24 protein-coding genes and 1 tRNA gene are annotated in these 18,647 nt (G+C 41.8%); 1 reads left to right on the top strand and 24 read right to left on the bottom strand.

Annotated elements, in window-relative coordinates; all coding sequences use genetic code 11:
* Positions 1-83: 83 nt before the first annotated feature.
* The 21 genes from CKV81_RS07960 to CKV81_RS07860 all read right to left on the bottom strand — a co-directional run bounded on the left by CKV81_RS07960 (position 84) and on the right by CKV81_RS07860 (position 16,272).
* The gene (locus CKV81_RS07960; RefSeq protein WP_095072168.1) at positions 84-644 is read right to left on the bottom strand and encodes an AAA family ATPase; all 561 of its coding nucleotides are present in this window, start codon (positions 642-644) and stop codon (positions 84-86) included.
* A gap of 9 nt (positions 645-653) precedes the next feature.
* Positions 654-950, bottom strand: coding sequence for an MBL fold metallo-hydrolase RNA specificity domain-containing protein (locus CKV81_RS07955; protein WP_228399656.1), 297 nt, complete (start codon positions 948-950; stop codon positions 654-656).
* Between the two features lie 117 nt (positions 951-1,067).
* Complete coding sequence (locus CKV81_RS07950) at positions 1,068-1,409, bottom strand: four-helix bundle copper-binding protein (protein WP_095072166.1); 342 nt, start codon at positions 1,407-1,409, stop codon at positions 1,068-1,070.
* Between the two features lie 230 nt (positions 1,410-1,639).
* Positions 1,640-1,891: a heavy-metal-associated domain-containing protein gene (locus tag CKV81_RS07945; protein WP_157727390.1), complete on the bottom strand. Its 252-nt coding sequence runs from the start codon at positions 1,889-1,891 to the stop codon at positions 1,640-1,642.
* Between the two features lie 332 nt (positions 1,892-2,223).
* A complete protein-coding gene (locus tag CKV81_RS07940; RefSeq protein ID WP_258453938.1) occupies positions 2,224-2,793 on the bottom strand; it encodes a helix-turn-helix domain-containing protein in 570 nt (189 codons plus the stop codon).
* Between the two features lie 120 nt (positions 2,794-2,913).
* On the bottom strand, positions 2,914-3,375 hold the full coding sequence (locus tag CKV81_RS07935) for a heme-binding domain-containing protein (protein WP_095072162.1): 462 nt from the start codon (positions 3,373-3,375) through the stop codon (positions 2,914-2,916).
* Between the two features lies 1 nt (position 3,376).
* Entirely contained in the window at positions 3,377-4,582 is a 1,206-nt protein-coding gene (locus CKV81_RS07930; RefSeq protein WP_095072160.1) for an efflux RND transporter periplasmic adaptor subunit, read from the bottom strand.
* 11 nt (positions 4,583-4,593) lie between these two features.
* Positions 4,594-5,844, bottom strand: a complete 1,251-nt coding sequence (locus tag CKV81_RS07925) for an efflux RND transporter periplasmic adaptor subunit (RefSeq protein WP_258453935.1) — start codon at positions 5,842-5,844, stop codon at positions 4,594-4,596.
* The gene (locus CKV81_RS07920; protein ID WP_095072158.1) at positions 5,841-7,088 is read right to left on the bottom strand and encodes a TolC family protein; all 1,248 of its coding nucleotides are present in this window, start codon (positions 7,086-7,088) and stop codon (positions 5,841-5,843) included. Before CKV81_RS07920 ends, CKV81_RS07925 begins: the two co-directional genes overlap by 4 nt.
* Before the next feature lie 18 nt (positions 7,089-7,106).
* Positions 7,107-9,065, bottom strand: coding sequence for an efflux RND transporter permease subunit (locus tag CKV81_RS07915; RefSeq protein WP_095072157.1), 1,959 nt, complete (start codon positions 9,063-9,065; stop codon positions 7,107-7,109).
* A gap of 2 nt (positions 9,066-9,067) precedes the next feature.
* Positions 9,068-10,351: an efflux RND transporter permease subunit gene (locus tag CKV81_RS07910; protein WP_095072156.1), complete on the bottom strand. Its 1,284-nt coding sequence runs from the start codon at positions 10,349-10,351 to the stop codon at positions 9,068-9,070.
* Positions 10,352-10,365: 14 nt separating this feature from the next.
* Entirely contained in the window at positions 10,366-10,989 is a 624-nt protein-coding gene (locus CKV81_RS07905; protein ID WP_095072154.1) for a DUF3347 domain-containing protein, read from the bottom strand.
* 14 nt (positions 10,990-11,003) lie between these two features.
* Positions 11,004-11,390, bottom strand: a complete 387-nt coding sequence (locus CKV81_RS07900; protein ID WP_095072152.1) for a hypothetical protein — start codon at positions 11,388-11,390, stop codon at positions 11,004-11,006.
* 225 nt (positions 11,391-11,615) lie between these two features.
* Positions 11,616-12,032 (bottom strand): hypothetical protein, encoded by a 417-nt coding sequence (locus CKV81_RS07895; RefSeq protein ID WP_095072149.1) that lies wholly within the window; start codon positions 12,030-12,032, stop codon positions 11,616-11,618.
* A gap of 58 nt (positions 12,033-12,090) precedes the next feature.
* Positions 12,091-12,675, bottom strand: coding sequence for a hypothetical protein (locus CKV81_RS07890; protein WP_095072147.1), 585 nt, complete (start codon positions 12,673-12,675; stop codon positions 12,091-12,093).
* Positions 12,676-12,706: 31 nt separating this feature from the next.
* The gene (locus CKV81_RS07885) at positions 12,707-13,030 is read right to left on the bottom strand and encodes a hypothetical protein (RefSeq protein ID WP_095072145.1); all 324 of its coding nucleotides are present in this window, start codon (positions 13,028-13,030) and stop codon (positions 12,707-12,709) included.
* Positions 13,018-13,359 (bottom strand): helix-turn-helix domain-containing protein, encoded by a 342-nt coding sequence (locus tag CKV81_RS07880; protein ID WP_059344231.1) that lies wholly within the window; start codon positions 13,357-13,359, stop codon positions 13,018-13,020. The genes CKV81_RS07885 and CKV81_RS07880 overlap by 13 nt, the downstream gene beginning before the upstream one ends.
* 392 nt (positions 13,360-13,751) lie before the next feature.
* Positions 13,752-13,825: transfer RNA gene (locus tag CKV81_RS07875), tRNA-Asn, on the bottom strand.
* Between the two features lie 76 nt (positions 13,826-13,901).
* The gene (gene rseP, locus CKV81_RS07870) at positions 13,902-15,239 is read right to left on the bottom strand and encodes an RIP metalloprotease RseP (RefSeq protein ID WP_095072143.1); all 1,338 of its coding nucleotides are present in this window, start codon (positions 15,237-15,239) and stop codon (positions 13,902-13,904) included.
* 107 nt (positions 15,240-15,346) lie between these two features.
* A complete protein-coding gene (locus tag CKV81_RS07865) occupies positions 15,347-15,808 on the bottom strand; it encodes a hypothetical protein (protein ID WP_095072141.1) in 462 nt (153 codons plus the stop codon).
* Positions 15,809-15,831: 23 nt separating this feature from the next.
* Positions 15,832-16,272, bottom strand: coding sequence for a DUF6646 family protein (locus tag CKV81_RS07860; RefSeq protein WP_095072139.1), 441 nt, complete (start codon positions 16,270-16,272; stop codon positions 15,832-15,834).
* A gap of 114 nt (positions 16,273-16,386) precedes the next feature.
* Here CKV81_RS07860 and CKV81_RS07855 point away from each other — a divergent pair, with 114 nt between their 5' ends.
* Positions 16,387-17,154 carry a nitrilase-related carbon-nitrogen hydrolase gene (locus CKV81_RS07855; protein WP_095072137.1) on the top strand — a complete coding sequence of 256 codons (768 nt, stop codon included), beginning with the start codon at positions 16,387-16,389 and terminating at the stop codon, positions 17,152-17,154.
* Here the strand turns inward: CKV81_RS07855 and CKV81_RS07850 are convergent.
* The 3 genes from CKV81_RS07850 to trxA are packed head-to-tail and all read right to left on the bottom strand — an operon-like array spanning position 17,151 to position 18,547.
* A complete protein-coding gene (locus CKV81_RS07850; protein WP_095072135.1) occupies positions 17,151-17,645 on the bottom strand; it encodes a DUF6691 family protein in 495 nt (164 codons plus the stop codon). The genes CKV81_RS07855 and CKV81_RS07850 overlap by 4 nt on opposite strands.
* Positions 17,646-17,648: 3 nt before the next feature.
* Positions 17,649-18,212: a YeeE/YedE family protein gene (locus tag CKV81_RS07845; protein WP_095072133.1), complete on the bottom strand. Its 564-nt coding sequence runs from the start codon at positions 18,210-18,212 to the stop codon at positions 17,649-17,651.
* 35 nt (positions 18,213-18,247) lie between these two features.
* Positions 18,248-18,547 carry a thioredoxin gene (trxA, locus tag CKV81_RS07840; RefSeq protein WP_095072130.1) on the bottom strand — a complete coding sequence of 100 codons (300 nt, stop codon included), beginning with the start codon at positions 18,545-18,547 and terminating at the stop codon, positions 18,248-18,250.
* Positions 18,548-18,647: the final 100 nt, after the last annotated feature.

The raw sequence follows: 18,647 nt of genomic DNA, 5'->3' as shown, positions 1-18,647 counted from the left end.
TTTTAAGTTTCTACTTGATATTTAAAGATCTAAATTAATGCTAATTTCAAAAATAGATTTATTTTGTTTGACAATGGTTTTTCTTATAAATTATTTAAAATATATTGAACTCTTTCTGCAGGAGGCAAAACCGGAACAAAAACGATAGGGAAACCGAGATTGGTATAAGTTTCTATTATTAACATATGAATTACTTTTTGATCGTCTTCATTTTCCGTTCTCGCGTAGTCTTTGGTAAAAGGCAATCGGTCTAAAATAAAGATTTTTTTGTAGGAAACCCGGTTGACGGCATTAAGTAACTTTTCATCATAATCCAAGTTTAAAAATTGATAATAAGCCATTGCGTCCGGGATAGCCCTGTCCAAAAAAACCATATCCTTCTTATTGAGCGATCCTTCTTGGGCAATCTGCATATCTAACACGCCCAATTGAAATTTCTTCTTATTGCTTCTAATTTCTTTAACGGAATTTCCTTCATTATGCATGGTATCAATGTAATGCCTTGCGTGTTCTATTGTCGTATGGTAACCTTGCTTCTGAAGCAAATCAATGGTCGTTGTTTTTCCGGTACTGGGTCCGCCGGTAATCACATACCAGTTGGTCTCTTCTGAATGCTTGATTTTACTGTCCCTTATATGATTCATATCTCCAAATTATAATTCTTCAATATCATAAAGTTGCGGTATTTGGGAATCCCAGCCGTAGGTTTCTTTTATGCCCAGCTGCAGCGCTTCTGCGCCTTCCTTCTCCCCATGTACGATGAAAATTCTTTCCGGAATATTTGTTATTCCATTCATCCAGCCAAGGAGTTCATTGTGGTCTGCATGTGAAGACAGTCCTTCAATTTCCGCTACTTCCATATTGAACGGCACCCATTTTCCGTACACTTTTAATTCTTTCTCACCCTCCAATAATTTTCTTCCACGGGTTCCTTCGGCCTGATAGCCCACAAAAAGCAGGGTATTATCATAGTTTTATGCCTGGGTTTCAAGGTAGTTGATTTTAATTTGGTCGTTAGGATGTAGATAAAAAGAGTGGCAATCATTAAAATCACCACCCGTTTTAAATTACGCTGCAATTTTCCGGCATTCTTCGGCGCATTTTCTACAAGCTTCTGCACATTCACGGCAATGATCCATTCCATGTTGTGCATGTTTTTCACATTCTGCAGCACATGCTTCACAGATGTCGGCACAAATGCGGCAAATTTCTTTTGCTTTGTCGCTGCCGAGGCTCATTAACTGTGCTGAGGCATAGCAGATCGCTGCGCATTCCATGTCTAACTGAATGCATCTCGCCATCATTTTTACATCTTCTTCCTCAGTGCATGATGAAGCACAGTGATTACATATTGCAGCACATTTTAAACATGCTTCAATACAACTTTGGTACGTGTGATAACCTGTCATAATTGTTGGTTTTTATGTTAATAAATAGGTTGGTTTTTTCAATAAATATGCAGTTCCTGCGCTGATCCTGTCGCAATCATAAGTGCGTTTGATCAGGCAAGCTATTGCTGGCTACTTTGATTTTTTTTAAAAAATTTATTTGCTTCTTTCACTTAGTTTTCAGCGGAGCATTTCTACCGTTATCGTTCACATCGTACTAACGTTATACTTGCCCGCGCAGTTCATACTTTTCAACAGCAACAGGAGCCACCAGACTTTGTTAAATTCTCATCTACGGAAGCGCCGGCAATACTATAACCTACTTTCGCCAAGGCTTGCGTTAACTGCGCTGTATTAATCGATTTCTCTGCTTCAATAACTGCGCGCGGTGGATGCAGACTCGCTTTTACATTCTGTACGCCATCAATTTCTTTCAACGCTTTTTCGACATTTTTAACGCAGCCTTCGCAGGACATTCCTGTTATTTCAATTTGTTGTTTCATTTTGTTTGATTTTATTATTTTATACATTGTAAATTTCCCACTATCCGTTTAAAATACGTTCTGTGAGCCGTATTTTGACCAAACTCGTGTTGCAATAAAGTAGTTTTTGAAAGCGAGCTGGTTGTAATTACTACTGTAAAAGTACAAGTTTCTTAAACGGATGTTCTGCATAATTTTCGTTAGTTTCTGTATAATTTCGCTTCGAAAAAAAGGCCAAGTAACATCAAAACTATACCTGAAGTTTATCGAGAGTTGCGCAAACGTCCCTGTGATTGCCGTTTCTATTTCGCAACTATTTCCTATTTATAATTTCATACGCCTAAGTTCTAAGGTTAACTAATTTCATCATAGGGTCTTCGATTGGCTAGTTCAGCATTTTTATACTCAGTCATGCTCTCTCCGGTAATCTCTTTAAACTGTCTAGATAGGTGGTTGACGCTGCTGTAATCCAGGAGATGCCCTATTTCTGAAAAGGTGTACTGCCTGAGTTGAATAAGTTCTTTTACTTTCTCTATTTTTAATTTAATAAAATATTTTTCCACAGTTATATTTTCAATGTGGGAGAATAGCTTGCTTAACGATTTATATTCATGGTTGAACTCCGTGCTTAAAATTTGAGATAGGTTTACCGTGGAATCGAGAGGTAGCTCTTCTATTTTACGAAGTAAAAAATGTTTGATTTTTTCGACGAGCACTTCCTCTGGACTATGGATTATTTCAAATTTATTGGTATGGAGAACGCTTTCAATTTTCTCCATAATTTCATTATGATTACCGGCCGTCTCGTCGATTACCAATACCCCGAGTTCAATTGATGAAACCTTAATTCCCAGTTGTTCAAGCTCTTGCCTAAGCACTTTGAGACATCGGCTGCAAACCATATTTTTAATATTTAATTTCATCACGTTGTTTTTAATTTTTGTTGATTCTACAGCACAGTCTTTTCCGATCCTTTTTTATTCTAAACGACCATTTCTGATACTCTAAAGACCACAGGCGAGCGTCATTTCTTATGTTCTGCGTTACTTACTATATTCGTTGTCACGAAAAAAATCTAACAGTTCTTTTTTTTCATCCGCTGATAATCTGGCGTTTCCGTGCATCATGCGGTATGATTTTAAAGGCATTTCGTCTTTCTCAATCTGGCTGATGATGCTTTTTATTTTTGCTTTTTTGCGTCTTTTTGAATAATTATTGAACTCATCAAAATTGAGTTCTTCTTTGCCTTTTTTAATATGCCGGGCCATGAACCACGCGCCCGGCTGTAATTCCGAATACCAGGGATAACGGGTATTATTTGAATGACAGTCATAGCAGGAAACTTTCAGAATAGCAGCCACGTTGGCGGGCACCTTTTCGGTTTTTTCAAAACTTTGACCTGCCGGCACGGTGGAGACATTACGCTCCACCGGTATGAACTGAATGGCTAAAACAACCGCCACTACTATCACCGCCAGCCAACCTATGATATTCAATTTTCTCATATTACATATTGCTCATGTCGTGCCCGGCCATGGGGTCGGCGCCTTTCTTAAATTTATATTCGCTGTTCAGAAGGTAGGCCCCGGACACCACTACTTCGTCTCCCGCCTTAATTCCTGATGTGATTTCTATTCTGTCTTCATATTCGAGACCCGTTTCCACCATTCTGTTGACGAAGGTGTTCTTCGCGGTTTTCACCCACACCGTGGAAGATTTGCCATCCCTGATTACCGCATCCACAGGCATTGAAAGACCATCACGGGATTTGTTTTCCACCAGAACATATACCGGCATGCCGGGTTTCAGCAGATTTCCTTTGTTGGGCACGGAAATGCGAACCAGATTTATCCTGCTGGAGGCGCTTATTTCCGGGTTTGTAAAATCAACCTTCCCATTAATCTTCAGATTATCCAGATCGGGAATATATACGGTGACCTTGCTGTCTTTCTGAAGGAGAGCCATTTGGGAAGAATAGACCTGCGCCTCTGCCCAAAGCGATGAAAGATCTGCCAGATTCACGATGGTGCCACCTTCGGCAAGATAATCGCCTTCGGCAATGCTCAGATCGGTGATGTAACCGGCTGCATTGCTGAACACGGTAGTGGTTGGCGTGGCTTTTCCTGATCTTTCCAGCTGTTTGATCTGGCCTTCGGACATTCCCCATAAATAAAGCTTGTTGCGGGAACTTTGGAGCAACTGATCAAAATCAATGGAAGTATTACCGACGAACAGCTTGCGTCTTTCAAGCGCCAGCAAATATTCCTGCTTTGCATTATTGAGTTCTTCACTGTAAATATCGACCAACGGCGCCCCCTTCGGAACAAAATCGCCAATGTTTTTATAATACAACCGTTCAACTCTGCCCATTACTCTGGAACTTACTGCCTGCATTTGGTACTGATTAAAATTAAGTGTTCCGGTAAGCGTGAGCTTATCAGCCATGGAACCGTCAGAGAGCGCGACTGTTTTGATATTCCCAAGTTTAACCTGCTCGTCATTCAAAACAATTTCGTTAGGATCCGCATTCTTTTTCTTCTCCACAGGCACCAAATCCATGTGACAAATGGGGCATTTTCCGGGTTTATCGGAGACTACCTGCGGGTGCATGGAACAGGTGTAGTAGATATCGTGGCCGGCATGCGGATCTTCCTCCTTTTTACAGGAGTAAAGAAAAACCAGCAAGGCAAGCATTAAAATATTGAATTTCATCTTATCAATTTTTATCTGTTAATTTTTATGAAACTTTCGCTGTCCATCAGGTACTGTGCATTTTCGGCAACTCCATCTTCAGGAAGCAAACCACTGACGATCTGAATTTTATCGCCTACCACCGCGCCGGTAACAACCTTGTGGGCAATAAAACCGCCTTCAACTTTTTTGAACGCAATTTTATCAATCCCCAAAGAAACCACCGCTGATTTCGGCAGCCAATCTGCCATTCTGTTGTGGCTCATAATCTCCGCTTTAACCTGACTTCCGACAGGAATTTTTGCGGTGGAATTATCAAAATAGACCCGCGCCGTTACGGTTTTGCTGCCCTGCCTGAAGAACGGTTCAATAAAACCGATGGTTCCTTTGAAGCGATTTTCAGGATTGGCTTCCGGGATGATCATGACTGACTGTCCTTTGCTGACCAGTGCAATGTCTTCAGAAAAAATATTGATCTGGGCCCAGGTTCTGTTGGGATTGTAGACACTGAAAATATTCTGTCCTTTTTGAAGATACATTCCCTCCTTCAGCGGTAGTTCTGCGGTGACCGCGTTATTTGAAGCCATTGCGGGTGCAGATTGTGGTGATGACCCCATGCTTCCGGCCGATCCTGCCTGCTGAATGTGTCCGCTGTAATTGCTGAAAACCGGAACTGTGAGATCAGGTTTCCCTCGCTGGATGACTTTCTGAATCTGTGAAGCCGGCATTCCCAAAAGAAGGAGTTTCTGGCGTGAAGCATCGATCATCGTTTTGTTTGAGCGGTCATTTTTAATAACGAAGAGCAGGTTTTGCTGTGCTGTTAAAAGTTCCGGGCTGTAAATATCTAAAATACGCTGCCCTTTCGACACTTTCTGGTATTTATACCGCACATAGAGTTTCTCGATACGGCCCGCAACGCGTGAGGAAATACTGCCAATCTGTCGAGTATCGTATTCTACCGTCCCTAAAGCATCAACCGTGGTGGGTATGTTTTCTCTTTTTACTTTTATTACGGGCTGTTCCGACAGTACAAATTCATTGGTTGGTTTCAGCAGATCGTCGAGTTTAATCCCCTCTTCCTTTTTTTCAGGGGCATCTTTCAGGACCAAATCCATCCCACATTTGGGACATTTGCCGGGTTTGTCTGAAATCACTTCCGGGTGCATCGGACAGGTATAAGTATGCATTGCAGCTTCTGCCGAGTGCTTATCTTCCCAGAACTTAACTTTGTCACACGCCGTCAAACCAAATAAAAGCATAGTGAATATTATAATTTTTCTCATCTTCTTTCAATTAAGCGGTCAATTTCAGTTTGCGTCTGCAGTGCTTTGGTAAGGATCTCGAAATATTCCAGTTGGGCCATATTCAGCTGTTCCCATGCGTCATATAACATGAAGAGTTCTTCCGTATTCTGCTCATAGCCCAACTGCATGGATTTGTAGTTGTTTTTTAAGGCCGGAATAATGGTGTCTTCATAGAGTTTCAGCTGATTTTTATTCAGGTCCAGTTCATTGCGCATTCCGTAGGCCATTCCACTGTATTCGTTCACCATCATTTCTTTCTGCGCCTGCAAGGCCTCTTCTTTCAGTTTGAGGCTTTCAATATTGGCTTTATTCATGCGTGAAGCCCAGGAAACAAACGGCAGCTTTGCCATCAGCATCAGAGAAAACTGCATGGGCTGGCCGCCAAAACCAAACATGTTTTCGAACTTTACGCCAAATTCCGGTTTCAGATTCTGCTTTTCCAGATCCTGTTTGAGTTTGGCAATATTGATTTCCCGGTCGATGCCGCGGAGATCACTTCTGTTCTGATAAAAGAGATCCTGACCAAAAGTCTCGAGAGAATAATCATTCAGGTTGTATTCGGGCTCAATCTCCAGCGGTGCGAGCGCGTCTCTTCCCATGAGGGCATTCAACCGGATCCGGTTGACGCGAAGGTCATTCTCGTACATGAGCTGCATGTTTTTGGAACTGCCAAGCGCAGCTTTTGCTTTGTAATATGCCGATATTTTACCGAGTCCGTTTTTGTACCGGATTTCGGCGTTTCTGATCATGAAATCCAGCATCTTTTCGTTTTCCTTTACGACCTGCAGCTTTTTATCCAGGACGATTGAACTGTAATACAGTTTTTTCGCATCCTGAAAGTTTTCATTGAGGGCGGCATAGAGTTTTTCCTTTTCTACGGAAGACATCGCCTTCATCAGATTTTCGTTGGCATCAAGTTTCCTTGTGTTGGGAAACATCTGCTCCACAGAAACTGCTACTGAGCCCATACCGAGCATATCGCCGTCGCGTTGCCAGAGTTTTGGATTATAGGGTGTCATGAAGAACCCGGCTCCAACGGTTGGGGGCATCCAGCTTCTTGCGCCTTTGGCCGCAGCGTCCATTGACCGGACTTCCGCATTATACATTTTAACCACCGGATGGTTGGCTGCGATACTGTCCATTACAGCGGGCAACGGCATCCGCTGAGCATCAATATTGGTGTAAAGCAAGGCCAGTGCTCCTGTTATTATGAATTTTTTCATTTTGTAATCATTTAAGTATTAATGGGAAGCGTCGAGCACGTCAATTTTACCCAACTTGTTCAGTTCCCATTCCTTCTGCATATAAAAGATAATAGGCGTTACCAAAAGAATGTGAATGGCCGAAGTGAAAACGCCACCGACCATCGGTAATACAATGGGTTTCATCATATCACTTCCCACACCGTGGCTCCACAGGATGGGGACTAGGCCGAAGAGGGTCACACAAACCGTCATAATCTTCGGTCTTAATCTTTTTGCTGCACCATGGATGACATATTCACGAAGTTCTTCATTGCTAATGGTCTCCCGGGAGTTGCCGTTCTTCGTAGTAAGCTGAATCATGGCATCGTTCAGGTAAATAACCATCACAATTCCCGTTTCTACCGCAAGTCCGAACAACGCAATAAAACCAACTGCTACGGCTACGGAAAGGTTCACCCCCCAAATCGAAATCATAAAGACACCCCCGATTAGGGCAAAAGGAATACTGATGAGATTAAAGAAAGCTTCGCGGTAAGAATTGAACGCAAAATACATGGAGAGGAAAATCACGACCAATACCAGAGGCATAATCATTTTTAAAGTCTGCTCGCCCCGAATCAGGTTTTCGTACTGACCGCTCCATTCCACGAAATAACCTTTTGGCATTTTGTTCACCATGTTATTGAGTTTTGCCTGGGCTTCTTTTACGGTACTGCCTAAATCCCGGTCGCGTACGTTGAACAGAACCGTTCCACGCAACATTGCATTTTCAGAATTGATCATTGGTGGTCCTTCTGTAAGACGGATGTCGGCTACTGCACTCAGCGGGATGGAACCAAATTCCATCGTCTGCATGGGCAGTCTTCTCAGAGATTCCAAATTATTTCTGAAATCCTGGCCGTACCTGGCGTTTACCGAAAAGCGCTGTCGGCCTTCAACGGTTGTGGTGAGTTTCATTCCGCCGAGGGCACTTTCCACGACGGCATTTACATCATCCACACTTAGGCCGTATCTTCCTATTTCTTCGCGTTTCACTTCAATATCCACATATTTTCCGCCGGTAATGGGTTCTACATACATATCCTTGATTCCTTCAATTCCCGTGAGTTCCTTTTTTATCTTTTCTGAAAGGACGGCAATACTGTCCAGATTCTGGCCGTATACTTTTACTCCAACATCCGTTCTAATCCCCGTTGAAAGCATATTGATCCGGTTGGAAATCGGCATGGTCCAGCCATTGGTTACGCCCGGAATCTGCAGTTTGGCATTCAGTTCATCGATCAGATCTTCTTTTGTTTTGCCGTCGCGCCATTCGCTCTGCGGTTTCAACAGAATAATGGTTTCTATCATGGAGATGGGTGAATTATCCGTCGCCGTGTTGGCTCTTCCAGCTTTTCCAAGGACATGATCCACTTCCGGAACTCCTTTAATGATTTTATCCTGCACCTGCAGTAATCTTTTGGCCTCAGAGTTCGAAATATCGGGAAGGGTTACCGGCATAAAGAGCAGGGATCCTTCATCCAAAGGCGGCATAAATTCACGCCCGAGGTTCATAATCATTGGAATACTGATGAGCAGGGCCAAAATATTAATGCCAAGCGTCGTTTTTTTCCATTTCATGCACCATCTGATAAGCGGTTCGTACACCCTTTCCAAGCCCCTGTTTATTGGGTTTTTATTATCGTCCTTAAATTTTCCTTTCATAAAAAAGGAGATCAGCACCGGTGCAAGGGTAAGCACCAGGATTGCATCAACAATCAGGATGAATGTTTTAGTGTACGCCAGCGGATGAAAAAGTTTACCTTCCTGACCGGTCAACATAAATACCGGGAGAAAAGAAACCACGATGATTACCGTAGAAAAAAATACGCCTCTGGATACCTGTAAGGATGATTTTTCGATAATCTTCAACCGAATGTCTTCGGGAATTTTAACGTAACTGTCTTTCTCCTTATTCTTTTTTCTGAATATATTTTTAAACCAGTTGGTTTTCATTGTTATGGGTTTTTATTTTGTTGATGGTTCTGCCAATCGGAGAGATTTTTATAGGCATTTTCGGACATGATAATTCCGTTATCCACGATCACCCCAATTGCCAGCGCAATTCCTGTAAGGGACATGATATTGGAGGAAAGTCCAAACGCATTGAGCAGAATAAAGCTGATGGCAATGGTGACCGGAATCTGAATGATGATGCTCAATGCACTTCGCCAGTGGAATAGGAACAGAATAACAATGATTGCCACCACGATAATTTCTTCAATCAGCTTGGTTTTAATATTGTCTATTGCCCCTTCAATCAGGGTACTGCGGTCGTACGATGTCTTGAAGGTGACGCCTTCAGGGAGTCCTTTTTCAACGTCCTTCATTTTCTCTTTCACATCGTTGATGACCTTATCCGCATTTTCGCCATACCGTGCCACTACGATACCGCCCACGACTTCGCCTTCACCGTCTGCATCAAAAATACCCAGACGCAAATCACCACCCATCTGTACAGAACCAATGTCTTTCACCCGCACAGGAATTCCGTTGTAATTTCCCAAAGCAATTTCCTCGATATCTGCTACGTTCTTGATATAACCCAGGCCGCGAATGATATAGGCCATATCGGCCATCTCAAATTTACGTCCGCCCACATCATTATTGTTGGCTTTCACTTTGTTCATGACATCCATCAGAGAGACGTTATAGTACTGGAGTTTTACAGGATCTACAATGAGTTGGTACTGTTTTTCGAAGCCGCCAAAGGAGGCAACTTCGGCCACACCTGGAACGGTCTGCAGGGCAAATTTCACGTACCAGTCCTGAAGAGCGCGCTGGTCTCCTAGATCCATTTTGGGTGCATCCAAATGGTACCAGAAAACGTGACCAACACCGGTGCCATCCGGTCCGAGCGTAGGGGTAACATCCTGCGGGAGTAGGCGTTGGGCATAGTTGAGGCGTTCCATTACCCGGGTTCTGGCCCAGTAAATGTCCACGTTATCTTCGAAAATAACATACACGAAGCTCATCCCAAACATGGAAGAGGCGCGGATGTTCTTAATTTTCGGAATTCCCTGAAGGTTGCTGACCAGCGGGAAAGTCACCTGATCTTCAATAATCTGGGGACTTCTGCCCATCCACTCCGTAAAAACGATGACCTGGTTCTCGCTCAGATCCGGAATGGCATCGATGGGATTGTCCCTTACCGCAAAAATACCCCAGATAAAAAGGCCGATTGCTATCAGCAACACGAAATACCTGTTGCGGAGGGACAGTTTGATTAAATTTTGAATCATGGTTCTGTACAGTTTTACTTAATTTCTTCCTGAACCTCGCCACAGGACAGCATTTCTTTGCCATAATAAGGATTCTTCACCTCACGTGAATCGCTAAGCCAAAAAGCACCTTTTTTATCGTTATACATTGGACAAAATACTTTGTACACCGGTTTTGGAGTTCCGAAATCTTTCAGCAGATCGTAAAAATCGACACTCATTAAATCCAGATGTTCCCGCTGATGATCAATATTCCCAGCGTTATCTGCAATGTGCTCCGCATGTTCACTGATGCTTGATTCCAAATCCGCAAATTCTTTCTTCTGTTCATCGGAAAACCCATTTTTGTCTATTTTAGGAAAAGAGGCCAGGATCCCTTTCGCTGCACTAACCGCTTCTTTATCATCATCACCGGACAAAGCGAATGTAAGGTGGGTGTAATGGGAATAAAGCTCCGTAAGATCAGCGGAAGACTTTTTGGCTTCAGTAACGGTTATCTCTTTATCCGTTGCCATATTGCCCATCGCTGCACTATCGGACATTGTGCTCATATCGTGCTTCATGGAAGTTTCAGTGGTGCTTTTCTGTTCTTTGTTTTCTTTGCAGGAAGTAAGTGCAAATGTTCCGACTGCCAAAAGGCTGAATAGTACTGTTTTCATTATTTTATAAGTATTTATTTTTTATTGAAAAAGGCTTCGTAGTTTGCTTTGTTTTCGAAGTACACGACATTGTCGTTTTTATCGGCTATCGCTATAATTGCGGTTGCTTTATCGATAAGTTGGTGAGAAATCGGATCGTATGCCATCCGCGCATTTTCTTCCTGCGGGATTCTCAGTTTGCAGTTTTCGCAGCAGCCGTAATACGTTTTGCCGTCGTGCTGTACTTCGAGTTGTTTTTTACCCATATAGGCGTTGTTTACCATACAGACCTGGTCGTGGGGGACAATATCGCCGGTCTTGAACTGTGCATTGGTAATTTGGGTAGTTTCTACTTTTGAATTGGTGCAGGAAACGAGGAACACTGCTACAAAAGCCAGTATTCCTAAAAGAATATTCTTCATTAAATTTTAGATTACAGGTTAATTTAAGCTTCCGTGTTTAGAAACTGCTTACGAACATCCAGATCTTCAAAAGTGTCCTTAATCAAAAGGAATCTATTTTGAAAGATTTACTCTTAAAAGAGTAGTAGAAGTTCAAATTCATTTACAGCGCCGCGAAAATAACAGCGATAAAGTGTTAAAAAACACTTCACGACCGGGTATAATTCGGGCTGTAAAAGAAAGTGATTAACCTATTTTGGGCGGTTCCCAAATGGTATGGAATCCACCGGAGTAATGGGGATTCTGATAAAAGAAATTAGAATTTTTGTCATCGTAACCGGACGCTTCATTTTTAGAATCCTCTAAAAATTTACTATCCGCTAAAAAAGTGTATTGAGCAGAACTGCAAAGGTTTCCGCTACAGTTTCCTGAGCATCCATCGGTTTGACAATTGTGTGATTTTGGGTGACAGCATTCTTCTTTGCAATCGCCGCTGTCGCAAGACGGCTGTATCTGTGCAAATGACTGTTTTATGAAAGTTTGCGAACTGGTCGCGGTTTTAATAACCTGCTTCTCCTTTGTACTGCAAGCCTGAGAAATCCCTGGCGCCAGAAATAACGCGAGTGTAAGGGAAAGCAACAGTATTTTAAAATTTCCGACCATTGTAAGTAAACAGCACAAAGATAGGGAATTATTTTAGAATGGACAAATAATTTTTAGTCTACCTACTCTCATACCCCTCCTTAAACTTCAAAAACTTTTCTGCGTCCTTTGGATTTTTCTTCATCCATTTTTTCATTAGTGCGGTATTGTGCTCCAGCTGTTTTACTTGCTCTGTTTCATAAATCGCCTTGTTTTCATCCTTGATCTCCTCCAGGATTTCCTCTCGAACCTCGGTCTTGGTGCGGATGCTTTCGCGGTACCAGTTTTTTCCGAGATAAACAGTTGCTGTTAAAATAAAAAATGCAACCAGCAATAGAGCTACGATTCCGAAAAACCAATTTTTAACTGTATCTGATTTCTGATGGAATTTTTCCAGATGCTTTATACCGTCCGGAGATAATTCCGCCACAATATTGTTTGGGATGGATTTAAGCAATGCCTGCCGCTTAAGATTTTCTTCATGTGCCAGTGCCTGGATTTTCTTCACATCCTCCTTGATATCGCAGTATATGTGGAAAATCGCCTTCCCCGAAATTTCTACTGCCTTATTTCTTTCTATGACCCGGTGCAAAAGTTCGATGCCTGCATCTTGTGAAGAATAATTTTCTGTATTCTCTTGGTTGTTAAATTCGTTGTTGTTCATTTTGTTTTTTTTTGATGTTTTTTTTAAAGACCTATCGCCTCCTTTTTCTCTTCCTCAGCAATTCGTCGTCAGCCGCCGGTGTGTAGCTCGGTTTGAGGAGTTCCTTCACGGCATTTTCAATCTCCCTGAGGGCTGATTTTTCCGGATGTTTTATTTCGTTCGTTTGTGGATTACTCTGACTGAAAATCGCCGACTGGTGGTTTTCCGCATTCTGGTTTAGGATTTCTTTGATGTCCTTAATCTTCAGTTTGCTGGTGATCTCCGAAAGTTTGAAAATGGTAGTGGTCTCGGAAGCGGTTTGGTAGAGTACTGGGATTTTTTGCTCTTCAGCCGGCTTGTTGGTTATTTCTTCCATCTCTCCAGAATTTCCTGCTCGAATGCATCGTAGTCATCATTTTGTATTTCCTCCACATTATCCCCCAGAAGATAAGCTTCCAGGTCTTCTTTGCGAAAGTAGATTTTCTTTTGCCCCTTCTTTTTGTAGGCCTTCAGTTTGCCGTGGTGTTTGAGTTGGTAGAGATAGTCCGGATCCAGGTTGAGGAACAGCGCGGCCTCTTCCTTGGAATAGATCTTCTTGGTTCCGAGGGCGAGCATCTGTAGCGCCTTGGAGGTAAACTCTTTTTGCGAGTTTACCAAGGTGGACATTTGGCTTTCTAGCGCAGCTAGTCTTTCTTGGTCTTTCATTTCGTTGAATTTTGTTGAGGCCAAGATATTTCCCAAAGAAATAGCCGCCTAAAAGCGACTTAAAAAGTTTTTTGTAAAATAAAACAACCTAAAGAAATGTGCGTTCAATAGGAGGTTTTGTTTGATAATGGTTTAGTCAATAAACCATTAAAAGCGACTAACTGTCGCCTTTATAATTCTGGTTATCAGACAAATATGATTTTTAAAGAGAAAATGTTTTTTTGGATTTTAGACTATATATCATCCTGAACATCGCTGTTGGAAAGATATTTTGAGAGGTTCCTGCTTCTTACACAAAAATAGCATTAAAATAAAATACTTTTGTTCGTGAAATGTTCGTGACAAATATAAAAAAAGACACTCACATTTCTGTAAGTGTCTCATTTTCAGTGCTCCTCTTGCTGGGCTCGAACCAGCGACCCTCTGATTAACAGTCAGATGCTCTAACCAACTGAGCTAAAGAGGAATTTAAGCTCTTGCGTTAAGCGTTTGCAAATATAAAACTTTTTTTATTTTCTCCAAACAAATTTTGAAAAAAATCATTAAAATTTTCCGGTGATCCACTTAACGATGTCATTTCCAAAGATCAAGATCATTAATCCAAGAAGGAATATTACGCCAATCATCTGTGCATTTTCCAGAACTTTCTGTGGTACAGGTTTCCCCGTAATCATTTCCCACAAAGTAAACATAACATGACCTCCGTCTAAACCTGGAATTGGGATCAGGTTAAGGAACGCCAACCAAACGGAGAACATTGCTGTAAAGCTCCAGAAAAACTCCCAGTTGATGTCTGTCGGCATTTGTTTGATGATTCCGATGGGGCCGGAAACTTTTTTATAACCCTGGGTCGTGCTGTTGAAGATAATCTTAAACTGCTTTACCTGCATCACCAGCACATCGATGGTTCTTGTAAAACCTCTCGGAATAGCCTCTAAGAAAGAATATTTTCTGTTTACCGCTGCTTTGTCAAGCTCAGAAAGTATCACCTTCTGATCGGGGGCAAAACCTAATTTTCCTTCACTGTTTACTTTTATATTGACAGTTAGAGGCTGATTGTTTCTGAAAACGGTGATCGGGACTTCCTGATTTTTTAAGTTCTTCAGTTCATCAGACAGCTGGTCGAAGAACTGCACTGGCTTACCATTGATTGCTGTAATTTTGTCACCTTTTTGAAGTCCGGCAGATGCAGCGCCGCTTTTTGGCAAAATGCTGTCAACAACAGGGGTAAATCTGGGTGAAAAATAAGCTTTTGCTTCGTTTGCTTTTAAAACATCAGCAACGCCGTTTTCATTAATCGGGAACGTAACTTCTTTTCCGTTTCTCAAAACTGTAACTTCATCAGCGAAAAGCATGTTTACAGTAGAAGTTTCGAATCTGTCAGCAACTTTGCCGTCAATTTTTAAGATCTTGTCGCCGCTTTGCAATCCCATTTTCCGTCCTTCATCACTTACGGCAATACCATGTTCAAATTTCGCGTTGTCGTGGTACTTTTCACCGTTAAAGAAGGATAATGCGGAATAAATAAGCCATGCCAGGAAGAAGTTTACCGTAACCCCACCCAACATTATAATCAGCCTTTGCCAGGCCGGTTTGCTTCGGAACTCCCATGGTTCAGCAGGTTTCTTAAGCTGTTCGGTGTCCATACTTTCGTCTACCATCCCTGCAATTTTTACGTAACCGCCCAATGGAAGCCAACCGATACCATATTCAGTATCACCGATTTTCTTTTTTACGAGTGAAAACCAAGGGTCGAAGAAAAGATAGAATTTTTCAACTTTTGTTTTGAACCATTTTGCCGGTAAAAAGTGGCCAAGTTCGTGTAAAACAACAAGAATGGATATACTTAGGAAAAACTGAAACAGTTGTGCTGTAGTCATTAAATATTATTAAAAATTAAAGTTTTGCAAATGTACTAATTATCAAAAGTATGCCAAACAAAAAAGACCCCCAAACAGGAGTCTTTAATTATAATTGTTTCTTAATCTTAGAATGTAAATCTGAAACCAGCGTTAAATCTTCCCGCTTCAGCATCAGAGTTGTCACCAATGATGAATCTAGGTCTCCAGTCCATTGAAAGATCAAGTGGAGCTCCAGGAATTTTAAAATCCAAACCTAACATTGCGGATGGAGCAAATTCTGTAAACCCATCACCAAAGATGATTCCAGGACCTGCACCAACATACCACTGTAGTCCGTTCGCTCCTGCAAAAGGTTGGTGGTACTGATAGTTTGCCTGTGCTACAGTTGCACCATCTCCAAACAATACGCTGAATTCTCCTGCGTGATTTGCTTTGAAAAAATGTTTCACATGTGGACCAACGAAGGTTGAGCCATCACCAAAATCTACCAATACACCAGCGCCGGTTTTGTAAGCCTGTGCATTTGCATCAGAGAATCCGAATACTGCGGCAGATACTATCGCTGCCATTGAAAATAATTTTTTCATAATAATTTATTTTAAAAATGTTGTTATAAATTGATAGATACCCCCAGGCTACCGTTGTTACCTGCTTCCAAGAACGCCCCGAATTTATCATTGAAGAAATATCTTACGCCGATATGTGCTCCAAGCCCGAAGGTATTTCCCAGAAGACCTAAATCTAATCCCGGGTAGATATCCCATTGTTCAGGAAGTCCTAATGGCTCCTGAAGATGGGCATTTAATCTTCCAAATATAAAAAATCTATTGTCTTTATTATCATCTTTATAATTGTCAAAATATAAATTAGCGCCAGCACCTACAGAGAGTAAATTGCTTATGCCGTAGTCGTATGTTCCTGTGATACCCGTACCGTTGCCCCATGCTCCGAGCCCAATTTGAACTTTTTGATCTGCTGTTCCGTTCCACGCCTGCGCTGAAAACAAGTTAAAACCGAGTACAAGGGAGAACGCAACAATAACCTTCTTCATAATTCTTTATTTTTTATTTTCTAATCCGAGTCCAAAAATGAGACCAAAGAAGTTTCTGTTTAGGGTTTTTTAATTAAAATTGTTAATTTTAAAAATAATTCAGAAAGATGATTTATGAAACGTTTAAGAATTGCAGGTTTAAATTTTGACATCAGGTGGAAAGAAAAAAAATTTAACTTTCAGCAGATTGAAGCATGTTTTAAAAACATTGAAGCTGATCTTTTTCTTTTGCCCGAAATGTTTGCAACCGGATTTTCAATGGAACCGGAAGAAATTGCCGACCGCCAAGATGAATCCCTGACCTGGATGAAATCTTTTGCAAAGAACCAAAATACAGCCGTTTGCGGAAGTGTTTCTGTAGAAGAGGATGGAAAATTCTATAATCGGATGTATTTCGTAAAACCAGATGAAACCTACCACCAGTACGACAAGCGGCATCTGTTCTCTTTTTCCGGGGAAGATAAAGTCTATTCACCGGGAAAGGAAAGAATTGTTGTGGAATATCTTGGCGTAAAGATCCTGCTGCAGATTTGTTACGACCTTCGGTTTCCGGTTTTTTCCCGAAGCAATGGTGATTATGATTTAGCACTTTACGTTGCTAACTGGCCGGAGAAAAGGGTAGAAGCGTGGGAACATCTGCTGAAGGCCCGAGCGATTGAAAATCAGGCGTATGTTTTCGGACTCAACAGGATTGGCATCGATGGAAATAACTTGGTTTATCGCGAGAGCTCCCACTGTTTCTTTGCTGACGGATCTGAAGTTTCTGAAAAATCAGGAAATATCATTTCTGCAGACATCGATCTTGAAAAACTTCAAAAGTTCAGGTCTCATTTCACCTTTCTGAATGACCGGGATGATTTTGAGATTAAATTAAATTTTTAATGCGGTAGTTTATCTCTGAATTTACCGTAAACCCACGTTCCCAAAATCGCTGAAAACAGCGTGACCACAATTGCCGTGGCACCGGTCCCAATCTGTGCGAACAGCGGTCCGGGACACGCGCCGGTCATTGCCCAACCCAATCCGAAGATCAAGCCGCCATAGATATTTCCTTTATTGAACTTCTTGTCCGCAAGCTTTATCGGTTCACCGTTAATGCTTTTGATTTTAAATTTCCTGATGATTAAAATAGAAATCATCGCCGTAAAAATTGCGCTACCGATCACCCCATACATAAAAAATGACTCCAGCCGAAACATCTCCTGAATCCTGAACCAGCTGATCACTTCGGCTTTGGTGAAAACAATCCCGAATATAATCCCGATAATCACATATTTAATATTGTACCACATTGGATGGCTGTGTTCGTTTTCATTCACGCAGACCGCATCCAGCTCGCTTTCTCGTAAATGTTTTATTTCTTGCTGATTCATTTTTTAAAGGTTTAAGATGTAAGGTAAAATAAGATTGGCCATGATAAATCCGCCAACCATAAAACATATTGTAGCTACCAGCGAGGGCCACTGCAAATTAGCAATACCCGTAATTGAGTGCCCGCTGGTGCAGCCGCCCGCATATCTGGTTCCAAAGCCAACCAAGAAACCACCAACAACCATTAGCAGTAAGCCTTTTATTGTGAAAAGATTTTGCCACGTGAACAAATCAGCAGGAACCAAAGTTCCCTTATCCGAAATTCCTTTTTCTGCAAGATAATTTGCTGTCTCCGTGCTTATTTTAATTTCTTCAGGATTTTGTAGAAATTGTGCTGCGATAATTCCACCAATCAGTATGCCTGCCACGAAAAAAAGATTCCAGATTTCTTTTTTCCAGTTGTAATTGAAGAAAGGAATGTTGGCGGGGAAACAGGATGCGCAGATGTGCCTAAGCGACGAACTGATCCCAAAAGATTTGTTGCCCAGTAATAAAAGTGCCGGCACTGTTAGCCCAATGAGGGGGCCTGCCACGTACCAAGGCCATGGCTGCCTAATGATTTCAAACATAACAATTGAGTGATAATTTTGAACAAAAAACTAAATCAGGCGTGCTGATTCAGAAGGTTGGTGAGGGTGTTCACATCGTGTACGCCGCTTTCCTTCCAAAGGAGCTGCCCGTTTTTGAATATTGCTAAAGTTGGAACCCCACGCACACCGTACTCCGCTGCGATTGCAGGAAACTGGTCCACATCTATTTTTACGATTCTGGCTTTTTCGCCCACGTTTTCTTTAACTGAGGTTAAAACAGACGACTGTACCTTGCACGGCTGGCACCACGTAGCAAAAAAATCAATCAGCACGGGGCGCTCCGAATTGATAAGTTCCTGAAATTTTTGTGACATAATATTTTTACTTAAAATTATCTTATGGTTTTTCTTCTTTTTAGGTTAAAGGAAGTTCACAGTTTCCGGCCGCACAACCAAAACGAAAAACCGCCATTGA

The organism is Chryseobacterium taklimakanense (genome assembly GCF_900187185.1).
In the GTDB taxonomy this organism is placed as follows: domain Bacteria; phylum Bacteroidota; class Bacteroidia; order Flavobacteriales; family Weeksellaceae; genus Planobacterium; species Planobacterium taklimakanense.
Note: the sequence above shows the minus strand (reverse complement) of the source record. Positions and strands in the feature narration are given on the sequence as shown.

Coding starts and splice junctions, on each gene's coding strand:
- CKV81_RS07930 (WP_095072160.1), bottom strand. CDS start 4,582: ATGAAATTCAATATTTTAATGCTTGCCTTGCTGGTTTTTCTTTACTCC.
- CKV81_RS07920 (WP_095072158.1), bottom strand. CDS start 7,088: ATGAAAAAATTCATAATAACAGGAGCACTGGCCTTGCTTTACACCAAT.
- CKV81_RS07935 (WP_095072162.1), bottom strand. CDS start 3,375: ATGAGAAAATTGAATATCATAGGTTGGCTGGCGGTGATAGTAGTGGCG.
- CKV81_RS07960 (WP_095072168.1), bottom strand. CDS start 644: ATGAATCATATAAGGGACAGTAAAATCAAGCATTCAGAAGAGACCAAC.
- CKV81_RS07910 (WP_095072156.1), bottom strand. CDS start 10,351: ATGATTCAAAATTTAATCAAACTGTCCCTCCGCAACAGGTATTTCGTG.
- CKV81_RS07925 (WP_258453935.1), bottom strand. CDS start 5,844: ATGAGAAAAATTATAATATTCACTATGCTTTTATTTGGTTTGACGGCG.
- CKV81_RS07865 (WP_095072141.1), bottom strand. CDS start 15,808: ATGAAAAAATTATTTTCAATGGCAGCGATAGTATCTGCCGCAGTATTC.
- CKV81_RS07940 (WP_258453938.1), bottom strand. CDS start 2,793: ATGAAATTAAATATTAAAAATATGGTTTGCAGCCGATGTCTCAAAGTG.
- CKV81_RS07845 (WP_095072133.1), bottom strand. CDS start 18,212: ATGTTTGAAATCATTAGGCAGCCATGGCCTTGGTACGTGGCAGGCCCC.
- CKV81_RS07850 (WP_095072135.1), bottom strand. CDS start 17,645: ATGAATCAGCAAGAAATAAAACATTTACGAGAAAGCGAGCTGGATGCG.
- CKV81_RS07880 (WP_059344231.1), bottom strand. CDS start 13,359: ATGAAAGACCAAGAAAGACTAGCTGCGCTAGAAAGCCAAATGTCCACC.
- trxA (WP_095072130.1), bottom strand. CDS start 18,547: ATGTCACAAAAATTTCAGGAACTTATCAATTCGGAGCGCCCCGTGCTG.
- CKV81_RS07950 (WP_095072166.1), bottom strand. CDS start 1,409: ATGACAGGTTATCACACGTACCAAAGTTGTATTGAAGCATGTTTAAAA.
- CKV81_RS07890 (WP_095072147.1), bottom strand. CDS start 12,675: ATGAACAACAACGAATTTAACAACCAAGAGAATACAGAAAATTATTCT.
- CKV81_RS07915 (WP_095072157.1), bottom strand. CDS start 9,065: ATGAAAACCAACTGGTTTAAAAATATATTCAGAAAAAAGAATAAGGAG.
- CKV81_RS07885 (WP_095072145.1), bottom strand. CDS start 13,030: ATGGAAGAAATAACCAACAAGCCGGCTGAAGAGCAAAAAATCCCAGTA.
- CKV81_RS07900 (WP_095072152.1), bottom strand. CDS start 11,390: ATGAAGAATATTCTTTTAGGAATACTGGCTTTTGTAGCAGTGTTCCTC.
- CKV81_RS07860 (WP_095072139.1), bottom strand. CDS start 16,272: ATGAAGAAGGTTATTGTTGCGTTCTCCCTTGTACTCGGTTTTAACTTG.
- CKV81_RS07905 (WP_095072154.1), bottom strand. CDS start 10,989: ATGAAAACAGTACTATTCAGCCTTTTGGCAGTCGGAACATTTGCACTT.
- rseP (WP_095072143.1), bottom strand. CDS start 15,239: ATGACTACAGCACAACTGTTTCAGTTTTTCCTAAGTATATCCATTCTT.
- CKV81_RS07945 (WP_157727390.1), bottom strand. CDS start 1,891: ATGAAACAACAAATTGAAATAACAGGAATGTCCTGCGAAGGCTGCGTT.
- CKV81_RS07855 (WP_095072137.1), top strand. CDS start 16,387: ATGAAACGTTTAAGAATTGCAGGTTTAAATTTTGACATCAGGTGGAAA.
- CKV81_RS07895 (WP_095072149.1), bottom strand. CDS start 12,032: ATGGTCGGAAATTTTAAAATACTGTTGCTTTCCCTTACACTCGCGTTA.